General features: G+C 62.1%; 10 protein-coding genes. 9 read left to right on the forward strand and 1 reads right to left on the reverse strand.

The features are described from left to right. Positions 1 to 540: 540 nt before the first annotated feature. Complete coding sequence (locus tag CG471_RS27155) at positions 541 to 1,701, reverse strand: nucleotidyltransferase family protein (RefSeq protein ID WP_257211702.1); 1,161 nt, start codon at positions 1,699 to 1,701, stop codon at positions 541 to 543. Positions 1,702 to 1,868: 167 nt separating this feature from the next. On the opposite strand from CG471_RS27155, the gene CG471_RS27160 reads away from it, so the two are divergent. The 9 genes from CG471_RS27160 (at position 1,869) to CG471_RS27200 (ending at position 10,226) form a co-directional block, all read left to right on the forward strand. After that, a complete protein-coding gene (locus CG471_RS27160; RefSeq protein ID WP_004212599.1) occupies positions 1,869 to 2,009 on the forward strand; it encodes a lasso RiPP family leader peptide-containing protein in 141 nt (46 codons plus the stop codon). A gap of 72 nt (positions 2,010 to 2,081) precedes the next feature. Further along, positions 2,082 to 2,381, forward strand: a complete 300-nt coding sequence (locus tag CG471_RS27165; RefSeq protein WP_004212598.1) for a PqqD family protein — start codon at positions 2,082 to 2,084, stop codon at positions 2,379 to 2,381. After that, complete coding sequence (locus CG471_RS27170; protein ID WP_099234377.1) at positions 2,365 to 2,799, forward strand: lasso peptide biosynthesis B2 protein; 435 nt, start codon at positions 2,365 to 2,367, stop codon at positions 2,797 to 2,799. The genes CG471_RS27165 and CG471_RS27170 overlap by 17 nt, the downstream gene beginning before the upstream one ends. A gap of 134 nt (positions 2,800 to 2,933) precedes the next feature. Continuing rightward, positions 2,934 to 4,685 (forward strand): asparagine synthase-related protein, encoded by a 1,752-nt coding sequence (locus tag CG471_RS27175; RefSeq protein WP_257211703.1) that lies wholly within the window; start codon positions 2,934 to 2,936, stop codon positions 4,683 to 4,685. Position 4,686: 1 nt separating this feature from the next. Continuing rightward, on the forward strand, positions 4,687 to 5,649 hold the full coding sequence (locus CG471_RS27180; protein ID WP_257211704.1) for a hypothetical protein: 963 nt from the start codon (positions 4,687 to 4,689) through the stop codon (positions 5,647 to 5,649). Next, on the forward strand, positions 5,646 to 7,388 hold the full coding sequence (locus CG471_RS27185) for an ABC transporter ATP-binding protein (RefSeq protein WP_099234380.1): 1,743 nt from the start codon (positions 5,646 to 5,648) through the stop codon (positions 7,386 to 7,388). The genes CG471_RS27180 and CG471_RS27185 overlap by 4 nt, the downstream gene beginning before the upstream one ends. 135 nt (positions 7,389 to 7,523) lie before the next feature. Then, positions 7,524 to 8,294: a nucleoside triphosphate pyrophosphohydrolase gene (gene mazG / locus CG471_RS27190; RefSeq protein ID WP_004212593.1), complete on the forward strand. Its 771-nt coding sequence runs from the start codon at positions 7,524 to 7,526 to the stop codon at positions 8,292 to 8,294. Next, a complete protein-coding gene (locus CG471_RS27195; protein ID WP_099234381.1) occupies positions 8,267 to 8,770 on the forward strand; it encodes a GNAT family N-acetyltransferase in 504 nt (167 codons plus the stop codon). Before mazG ends, CG471_RS27195 begins: the two co-directional genes overlap by 28 nt. A 124-nt stretch (positions 8,771 to 8,894) precedes the next feature. Further along, positions 8,895 to 10,226 (forward strand): NCS2 family permease, encoded by a 1,332-nt coding sequence (locus CG471_RS27200; RefSeq protein WP_099234382.1) that lies wholly within the window; start codon positions 8,895 to 8,897, stop codon positions 10,224 to 10,226. Positions 10,227 to 10,240 lie beyond the last annotated feature (14 nt).

Consider the following 10,240-nt stretch of genomic DNA (forward strand, 5'->3'; position numbering starts at 1 on the left):
CTAGTGGAATATATCGAGACATATAGGAACGGCCTAAATTTTACCGAGTACCTTACGCCTGAAAGCCGTAAGAACCCAGGGCCGCCGCCCACATGTCCCTTCATCTAAATCACAATGTCAAAGAGCCGTCCAAACATCGAAGCGGACAGTGATCGTTCCCCGCTATCTCTATCGGGGGACATATTGTCCTGCTATGTTGGCGACCGTGCGTGGCGAAAACCGTTGGTCATCACCGCGTCGGTGGAGTGGCATCTAGGCCCGTCAGGCGAACCCGTCAACACCTTTCTCGCAAAAAATGAACCAAAAACAAAAATTGCTCCGCTGCTTCCGGATCAGCGAATAACTCCCAACCCATTCAAGCAGGACATTCTCATGGACATCCTGATCATGCGCGGCCTGCATAGCAGGGCCGAATGCGCGGCATGCCACCAATAAGCGGGGGGAGTACTGGTTGCTGACCCAGCCCACCCCCCTGATCCGGGCGGCCAGTGACGCGGACTATCTGTTCGCAACGGTGTGACGCTTTTTCACGCGGAGCGATCAGCCCGATGCGGCAACAGGCGCAACATGGATAATGGTGGGTTCTTCCTTCGGCCACCCCGGTATCTTGCGCGCAGCCTTGGACGCCAGGAAGCTGCCACCGACCCACATATATGTTCCCAGTTTCTGGCCGGCTCGCCGATCATCGCATAGCCGCCACAGCAGATGCCGCAGGCGCGGCCAGGCGATGGACGGATCATCTGGCGTGAAGACGGCCAGGGACAAATCCGCGCCAAACAGATCCGAGATCGGCAGTGGCTCCGCAAATTCCGGCACTTGCAAGCCGAACATGCTTTCAGCACAGGCTAGGGTGATGCGCAGGCTATGCTCGATATTCTGCTCCGTTGCCCGTTGATGCAAAATCGCCAAGGCCGCATGATCGAGCCCGGCAATCGCGGCACAGAAGTCCAGAAGATAGGCCGCTGCGTGGCAATGCTGGGTCAGAGACTTCACGAAGCTCAGGCTTGCCAACAGAATCTCGTGGAGCGGCGATATGCAGGGAACCTTCACCTGCCCCAGTTCCTGATCCGCCGGCTCACGCAGAAACGCGCCCACGTCCATGGGGTGCGGACAACCCGGCTGCTGGAGCCGGTGATGAACGTCGACCGTTGCCTGGTTCGGCGAATGCGAGAAGAAATGCTGCTCTCCGAGAAAGGCGCGCCACCAGATACGATCACATTCCGCGGGCAGGAAATAACCCGCCCCCTGGAGAAGCCCAGTGCAGCGACGCAGATCACTGCGATCGATCAGGATATCGACATCCGATGAGGGACGATGAAAGTATCCGCCATGGATTCTTCTCTGCGCAAGCGGCCCTTTGAAAACTATAAATCGCATCTCATCACGGATCAGAGCTTTAGATATATTGGTTATTGTAGCGATGTTCACGCCGTTCATCGCGAGCGTCAACTTCCTGAACCTGTCCTCCTCGCGCGAGAAGGCGTCCGGAATATCCTGCCCAGCGACGCGGAGCCCGGCACCAAGGTGCAGCAGAAGTTTACAGGATTTCCCAACCATTATGATGTCCGCCCAATCGTCCGGGTCGATCGCCGGAGAGGGAGCGCTAACGATCATCTGCGGAACGGACAGCGCCACATGGCATCTCACGATGTCCACAATTTTCCGTGCCTTGTTGGAAGGGTCTAACAACACATCAGTCACACCTTGAATGTTAGCTTATACAAAACATTGCCCTACAAAATTAAATCATGGCGATATGTGTTTATACCTATAGGTGTTACCGCGGATGGATTGGAATTTGACTTAAACATTTACTTACGATCAATTTATATCCGCTGAATGGTTCAGCAGATGATGAGGAGTTGAGTATGGAAAAGGAGTCTTATGAATCGCCCGAGCTCGTCGAACTCGGCTCGTTCGAATCGCTGACGCAGGGCACGTCCTACGGCGAAAGCCTGGACGCGACCTTCCCGGACGGTACGCCGCGCGGCGAGCTCACGTTCTCCTGACGGGGTGGACGCCCTTCTCGGACAGAGGGGGCGTCCATTCTCTTGCACAGCCCTTGGTAGCGGGGAAGAAAGATGACGATCGCCTGGCCATCCGCGACAATCGTGGCAGCAGATCCCAACATCGTGTTTTGCGACCTGGACAATGAGAGGGTTTTGCTGGACCTGACCTCCAGCCGCTATTTCGCGCTCAATCGTGTCGGCGTCCATGTCTGGGAAACGATCGCGACCCCCACCAGTGTCGGCGCATTGCAGGACAATATCGAGCAACGCTTCGATGTCCGACCGGAACAGTGCCGCAAGGATCTGGAGAGCCTGTTAAGCAACCTGTCGCAGTTCACATTGATCAGCGTTCAGCATGCGCCGGCGTCCTGATCGCACTCTGGCAGGGCTGCTTCTGGCACTCCTGCTGCCGGTCGTACTGCCTGTGGTGTTGGCTGTCCGCCTTGCCCTCAGCCTCACCAGCTATGCGCGCCTGTGCGAATGGTTGCCGCAATCCACTGGCCAGCGCAATCCGCTCTGGGTGCGCCAGGTCGCCCGCGCTGTCAGCATCGTCTCACGACTTGTTCCCGGCGCCACGTGCCTGACCCAGGCCGTGGCCACGCGGACGTTGCTCGCCTGGATGGGACATGAAAGCTGGATCCGGATCGGTGTACGCCGCTCCGAAGATGGCAGCTTCCAGGCTCATGCCTGGCTGCTCGACCATCGTGCAAGGCCCATTATTGGCGGCAGGCGGCAGGACTTGGCCGGCTTCAACGTCCTGGCGGACCTGGACGGACTGGTCCGGCAATGAATGCTTTTGCCGGCCTGTTCCACCGCGATGGCCGGCCGGCACGGCATTGGCCCGGTGGAGGCATCGCCTCCCTAGTATCACGCGGCGTCCGTTGCGCAATCGATAGCGGTCCGACGATTCTTGCCGGGGCTGGCATGGAGGCGTTGGACCATGAGAAGCGGCGTCCGGGCCTCATTGTCGCCGCCGATGTCCGGCTCGACAATCGCGCGGAAATCGAGGCGCGGCTCGGCCTCCCCCCCCGCCCCGTTCTCCCTGAAGCCAGCCTGATCGCCGCGCTGTACGAGCGCTATGGCGCAGACTGCGCCTCCATGTTGCTGGGCGACTTCGCCTTTGTGCTCTGGGACGAAGCGACACAGACATTATTTGGCGCCCGTGATCATTTCGGCGTCCGCCCGTTCTACTATCATGCTTCGCCCAGGCTGTTCATGGCCGCGACAACGATTGGGGCGCTGCTCGGTTCGGAGATTTCATCCGCCATCGACGAAATTGGTGCAGCAGATTTTGTCGCCGGCATAGTCGGCGATGCCCAGACGACGCTCTATCGCGAGATCCGGCGCCTGCCGCCAGGGCACATCATTCAGGTCACGCGCGACGAACTAACCATCAGCCGTTACTGGCATCTGGCGGCATCGCAGCCGCCAAGGGATGAAGAAACCGCCGAGCAGTTCCGCCATTTGTTCGAGCAGGCGGTCTCGTGTCGGATCAGCGAACAAGCCGGCGTGTTGCTCAGCGGAGGGCTGGACTCCTCGTCCATCGCCATGATGGCGTCGCGCTTGCGGGCCGAGGCGGCGGGACCGCCCGTGCCAAGCCTGTCCATGACGTTCGACACAAGTCCCAACTGGACGGATGGCCCGCACATAGAATCCATTCTGCAAGCAGGGCGTTTTGCCCCTCATTTCCTGCCCACCGAGCATGAGGATCCGTTGCAGGAACTGGACATGATCCTGGCTGAACAGGACGGCCCCTGCCTCGCCTACAATCTGGGCAGTTCACGACGCCTCTATCACAGGGCCCGGCAACTGGGGCTTCCCCGCCTTCTGGACGGACATGGCGGCGATGAAGTCGTTTCCCACGGGTTTGGGCGGCTGAACGAACTGGCCATGGAACGGCGCTGGGCCACCTTGTTGCGCGAAGCACATGGCTTGGCCCATATTCTCCGCTGTTCGACCTGGCAGGCAGCGTCTCCCCATTTCGATCATATCGCGACGATACGGCGATTCCGGCAGAATTGGCGGCGCATCGTCCACCATGCACATCCGCCCCGCACCTCACCGAACTTCACGACCGCGCTCGTCGCACCGGACCTCGTCCGTCGTACAGACATAGGTTTGCGCCGGGCAGCGACAATGCCCAGCCGCTCGGCCTATCAGACCGAGCAGCAGCGCCACCTGTCGACCCTGACATCGCCACAACAACCCTATGCGTTTGAAGTGCTCGATCGTTCGGCCGCTGCAGCCGGGGTGCGCCTGTGCTTCCCATTCTATGATCGCCGTCTCGTCGAGTTCTGCGTATCGCTCCCGGCCCACGCCAAGCTCGACAATGGCTATCCGCGCGCATCCCTGCGGAACGCCATGGCAGGCCTGTTGCCAGAGCAGGTCCGACTGCGGCGCGACAAGTTCAATTTTGCCGGCCAGTTGGGAACAGGCATGGCGCGTCATCGGGCATCCTTGCTGACGATGCTGGATGCGCAGGCTGACATGCTGGCGCCATTTGTCGACATCGATGTGGCCCGCACGGCCATCACGCAGTTCGACCAGTCCATGGCCAATGATGCCGCCCCCTTATTCGCTGCCTACCGGGTCGCAAGCCTGGGCCGCTGGCTTGCAAGACGATCCCGGCCCGCCGCTCCGAGGGCTAAATTTCACATCGTACATGCAGGAGGATGACATGAAGATGGGCCCAACGCCTCAGCCCGCCATTGCCCCCGCCAGCAAGGCCTCGTCCCTTTATCGTGCCTTTGGGCTGACGATCGAATCGGATGTTCCGCTGCCGGAACTGACGACCGCCCCGGCGGGATCCGTGCCCGACATTCGCATCATCTATAGCCGCGACCTGCCCTTGCCGTCGCGCGAAGAGGGCGTGATCACGCAGTTCCGCACGGACGGGACGCATTTCCTGGCATGGCCCGACGTTGCGGCCTTCCAGTTCCACGGCCCCGACCTCATCGAGATTCAGCCCTATCCCGATACGCCCGTGACCTACCTCCCCTTTCCTCTGCTGGGGCCGATCATGGCGCTGGCGTTGCACATGCGCGGCTACATCACGCTCCACGCCAGCGCGATCGACCTCGACGGGCATGGCGTCATCTTCGTTGGCGACAAACTGGCGGGCAAATCCACCACCGCCGCAGCCTTCCTCCGGGCGGGCCATCGCCTGCTGACGGACGACCTCCTGGCGATCCGCGCAAACCCGGACGGCGCGCTCGAAATCCTGCCAGCCTATGGCCAGCTCAAGCTCGCGGAAGAGGCCGCAGACGCCATGCAACTGGCTGAAGCACAGCCGCTGCCATTGGTTTATCCCGGCTTTTCCAAACGCCAGCATCGTTTGATGGGCGATTTCCGCCATGATCTGCTGCAACCCGAACGCCTCTATGTTCTCGACCGCGTGGGGGATCAGCCCGGCCTCACCCGGCTTGCCGGAACCCAGGCCCTGTCGGCGATCCTGCGCTACTCCTACATAACCCGTTTCGGGAAGGCAGCGCTCTCGCCCGCCGACGAGGCCCGTCACATGCAGGGCTGCGCTGCCCTTGCCCGCTGCATCCAGGTGGCAACGCTGCACGTCCCGCATGCCCTCAATCGACTGGAAGAGACGGTCGAACTCGTCCGCGCCGACTGCGAGGACCATAGGTGAGCCAGTTCCGTCAGATCAGCGATTTCGCGCGCTTTTCCCTTGGGGGATATGGCCGACAGGCGTCCGTCATCCTGTTGCTGATCCTGATCGGCAGCATTCTGGAAAGCTGCTCCTTGCTGGCGATGATCCCGTTGCTGAAACTGATCGGCACCAATCATGGTGCGGCCCAGAGCAGCATTCAACTGCCCTGGATTGGCAGCATATCGCTCGGCTGGTTGCTGACGGCGATGCTGTGCCTCATGGTCTTTCAGGCTTTGGTGTCCCGCCGCCGTCTCCTCCTCATGACCCGCACGATGCAGCAGGCGGTAGACGACATCCGCATGCGCCTGTTCACGGCCATCGGCTATGGTCGCTGGTCGCTGGTCGCGAACATGCGCGGGTCCGATCTCAACCATGCGCTCAGCAACGATGTCGATCGCATCCAGGTCGCGGTCTTCAGCCTCATGTCATTTGGCCAGAATATCATCTGGCTGACGCTCTATGGCCTGCTGTCCACGCTGATATCCTGGCAGATGACCTTGTTCGCCATGACCGTTGGCGCAGCGACCCTGTTCGGCCTGTACCCGGTGCGCCGGAAGATCGCCCGCCATGCGCAATCCATGTCGAATTCCCTGCAGGAACGGCAATATGTCGCGTTCGAATTCATCACCGGCATGAAGATCGCCAAGGCTTTCAACAGCGAACCCTATTATCTTCAACGCTTGGATCGGTTGCTGGAAACGCTGCGCGTCGGCACTGTCGAGTTCGCCCGGCTGACATCGAACAGCACCGCCCTGTTCCAGTTGGCAAGCGGTGCGGCCGCAGCCCTGTTCGTCTATGTGGCCTATGCCGTCATCGCGCTGCCGCTGCCGCAGTTGATGACGATGCTGCTGTTGTTCATGCGCCTCGCGCCGCGCTTCAACGCCCTCCAAAGCACGCTCCAGCAACTGCTCCTCTGCCTGCCAGGCTATGAGAATGTCGCCAGGCTGCTGCGCATCTTCACGGCAGAGCAGAACCGCACCGCCGGGCCGGAGCGCGTTCAAATGCCGCTCCTGACCCGGCATGTCCGCTTCGATCGGGTATCCATCACCCATCAGGGCGCGGACACGCCGACGATCGCGAACCTCGATCTGGAATTGCCCGCCGGCAAGATCATTGCCCTGGTCGGGCCTTCGGGCGCAGGCAAGAGCACCATAGCGGACATGCTGATGGGGCTGCTCGATCCCAGCGAAGGCCAGATTTTGGTCGACGGTGTCAACCTTGCCCAGGATGATCGGCAATGGCGGTCCCAGATCGCCTATATGCCCCAGGACGTCTTCCTGCTGCATGACAGCATCGCAACCAATTTGCGCATCGGCAAGGCGGATGCGAGCGATGAGGAATTGTGGAACGCCCTCGACGCCGCCAACGCCCGGCAGTTCGTCGGCGCCTTGCCCCAGGGGCTCGATACGGTGGTCGGCGATCGTGGCAGCCGTCTGTCCGGCGGGGAAAGGCAGCGCATCGCCCTCGCGCGCGCTCTGCTGCGTCATCCCAGACTGCTGATCTTGGACGAGGCGACAAGTGCCCTCGATATGGACGCACAGACCAAGATCGAAACCGCGATTGCCGGTTTGCGGGGCCAGATCACCATATTGGCCATAGCCCATACGGCATCGCTCGTCGCACTTGCCGACATCATCGTTCATCTCGACCGGGGGCGGGTCGTGCAGGTGCGGACGAACAATGCGGTCAAGGACGAGGATGCCGTCGCAGCGGAATAATCCTCCCACAGGCTCCGACGCGCGTCCCTATGGGCACCATCTCCGCCTATCAGCGCCCCTTTCGACATCGGGGGTGGCCTTGTATCCAGCAAACGCCTATCCGCAGGCCCATCAGCAGCCAATGCGAAGGTTCCCATGTCCAAAGCCAGTCCCGCCGATATCATGCCGATCGCCGATGTCATGGCGCGGCTGCGCGATCCGGACACCGGCTGTCCCTGGGACATAGAGCAGGATTTCGCGAGCATCGCCCCTTATACGATCGAGGAAGCCTATGAAGTGGCGGACGCGATCGAGCGCAACGACATGGCGGATCTGCGCGATGAACTGGGCGATCTGCTGCTGCAGGTCGTGTTTCACAGCCGCATCGCCGAACAGGCCGGCCATTTCCGCCTGCAGGACGTGATCGACAGCATCGCAGCCAAGATGATCCGGCGTCATCCCCATGTCTTTGGCGAAGGCGCCCGGCGCGAGGATGGCCATGCCCAGTGGGAAAGCATCAAGGCGGCCGAGCGCGCCGACAAGATTCCTGACCCAAGCGCCATGGCCGGCGTGGCACAGGCGCTTCCGGCGCTGCTGCGCGCCGAAAAATTGCAGAAGCGGGCTGCTCGCACCGGCTTCGACTGGCCCGACGCCCAGGGCGCGATCGCCAAGATCCATGAGGAACTGGACGAGGTCGCCAGCGCGACCAGCCATGCCCATCGGGAAGAGGAGGTCGGCGACCTGCTCTTTGCCGTCGTGAACCTCGCACGCCATCTCAAGATTGACCCCGAAGTGGCTTTACGTGGAGGAAATGCCAAGTTCGATCGTCGTTTCCGTCAGATGGAGGCAATCGCCGGCGACGCGTTCGTCGGCCTGTCGCTCGACGAGAAGGAAGCGCTATGGCAACAGGCGAAGCAGGCGGAATAATCAGGCCGGTCACGCCGGCGGATCATGACGCGATCTGGGCAATCCTGGAACCAGTGCTGCGCGCAGGTGAAACCCTGGCGGTCGATCGAGCGATCAGCCGCAAAGACGCCCTTGCCCTCTGGCTGTCCCCGGACCGCACCGTCCGCGTCGTCGAGGGGGAAGGCGCCCTGCTCGGCATCTTCTACGTCCGCGCCAACCAGCCCGGCGGCGGCAACCATGTTGCCAATGCCGGCTATGTCACGGCTGGCCATGCAACCGGACGCGGCGTTGCCCGGCGCATGTGCGCCGCCTCCTTCGATCTGGCCCGCGATCTCGGTTTCAGCGCGATGCAATATAATTTCGTGGTTTCCTCCAACAATCGCGCGGTGGCGCTGTGGCAGGCGATGGGCTTTGCCATTGTCGGCCGCGTGCCCGATGCCTTTGCCCATCCAACGCTGGGGCTGGTCGACACATTTGTGATGCATCGTTACCTTTGACGCGGCGCGTGCGCAGCGGCATAGGGCGCGCAATCGCGACCATCGCGCATAGGGGGTATCTGGTGTCAACTTCGCTGTCCGGGCCGGCCATGGCCCCTTCCCTTTTCCTGCCCGGTTGCGCGCGATGACCGCTCCCCTGTCGTCCTGGCTGGACAGCCGTTTCCAGATAGCCGCGCGCGGCAGCAATGTGCGCACGGAAATCATCGCCGGCATCACCACCTTCCTCACCATGGCCTATATCGTGCTGGTCAACCCGGCGATCCTGGGCGAGGCCGGCATGCCGTTGGTCGGCGTGGCTGCTGCGACCTGTTTCGCTGCGGCCTTCGCCAGCATCCTGATGGGGATGGTCGCGAACGTGCCCCTGGCACTGGCGCCGGGCATGGGCCTCAATGCCTATTTCACTTATTCAGTGGTGCTGGGCCTCGGCATCCCCTGGCCGGTCGCGCTCGGCTGCGTCTTCCTCTCCGGCGTCGCCTTCCTGGCACTGACCCTCGCTGGCATCCGCCAGATGATCCTGGCCGCCATCCCGCCCCACCTGCTGGCGGCGGTTGCCGGTGGCATCGGCCTCTTCATCGCCTTCATCGGCCTGCGTAATGCCGGTATCGTCGTCTCCAACAGCGCCACCTCGGTCGCGCTCGGCGACCTTCGTTCGGCTCCGGTGCTGCTCACCCTGTTCGGCCTGACGCTGATCGCGGGCCTGTCGATCCGCCAGGTGCGCGGCGCGATCCTGATCGGCATCGTTGCCACCACCCTGCTCGGCTGGCTGGTCGGCGCCCTCCATTTCACGCCGACACCCTATGATGTTTCCGCACTGGGCAGCACCGCCTTCCATCTCGATCTTGGCGCGGTCTTTGCCGGCAGCCATGGCATCGGCGTGCTGGAAATCATCTTCGTCTTCCTGTTCGTCGACCTGTTCGACAATCTCGGCACGTTGATGGCGGTGACCAAGCGCGCCGGCCTCGCCCGGCCTGACGGCAGCGTGCCCAATCTCAACCGCATCCTGATCGCCGACGCGGCCGCGACCATGGTCGGCGCGACGGCGGGCACCAGCACCGTCACCTCCTATGTCGAAAGCGCAGCGGGCGTCGCGGCCGGCGGTCGTACCGGCCTCACCGCCATCGTCACCGGCCTCCTCTTCCTGGTCACCATCTTCGCCGCGCCCTATGCCGGCCTGGTGCCGCTCTATGCGACGGCGCCTGCGCTGATCCTGGTCGGCAGCCTGATGATGGCGCCGCTGGTGGAAGTCAGCTGGGAAGAACCGTTCGAGGCGGTTCCCGCCTTCCTCACCCTCGCGCTCATACCCCTCACCTTCTCGATCGCCAACGGCATCGCCTTCGGCATCGTTGCCCATGCGATCCTGAAGCTGCTGCGCGGCAAGATGAGCCACGCTGACTGGCTGCTCTTCCTGCTCGCCATCTTGATCGTCATCCGCTTTGCCTGGGTTGCCGCCGCATGAAATTCCTCCTCGCC

Source organism: Sphingobium sp. IP1, from assembly GCF_002708645.1.
In the GTDB taxonomy this organism is placed as follows: domain Bacteria; phylum Pseudomonadota; class Alphaproteobacteria; order Sphingomonadales; family Sphingomonadaceae; genus Sphingobium; species Sphingobium yanoikuyae.

Bases quoted from the DNA above. Each gene is read 5' to 3' on its own strand.
- CG471_RS27175 (WP_257211703.1), top strand. From the start codon at position 2,934: ATGGAGGCGTTGGACCATGAGAAGCGGCGTCCGGGCCTCATTGTCGCC.
- CG471_RS27160 (WP_004212599.1), top strand. From the start codon at position 1,869: ATGGAAAAGGAGTCTTATGAATCGCCCGAGCTCGTCGAACTCGGCTCG.
- CG471_RS27200 (WP_099234382.1), top strand. From the start codon at position 8,895: ATGACCGCTCCCCTGTCGTCCTGGCTGGACAGCCGTTTCCAGATAGCC.
- CG471_RS27165 (WP_004212598.1), top strand. From the start codon at position 2,082: ATGACGATCGCCTGGCCATCCGCGACAATCGTGGCAGCAGATCCCAAC.
- CG471_RS27180 (WP_257211704.1), top strand. From the start codon at position 4,687: ATGAAGATGGGCCCAACGCCTCAGCCCGCCATTGCCCCCGCCAGCAAG.
- mazG (WP_004212593.1), top strand. From the start codon at position 7,524: ATGTCCAAAGCCAGTCCCGCCGATATCATGCCGATCGCCGATGTCATG.
- CG471_RS27170 (WP_099234377.1), top strand. From the start codon at position 2,365: ATGCGCCGGCGTCCTGATCGCACTCTGGCAGGGCTGCTTCTGGCACTC.
- CG471_RS27195 (WP_099234381.1), top strand. From the start codon at position 8,267: ATGGCAACAGGCGAAGCAGGCGGAATAATCAGGCCGGTCACGCCGGCG.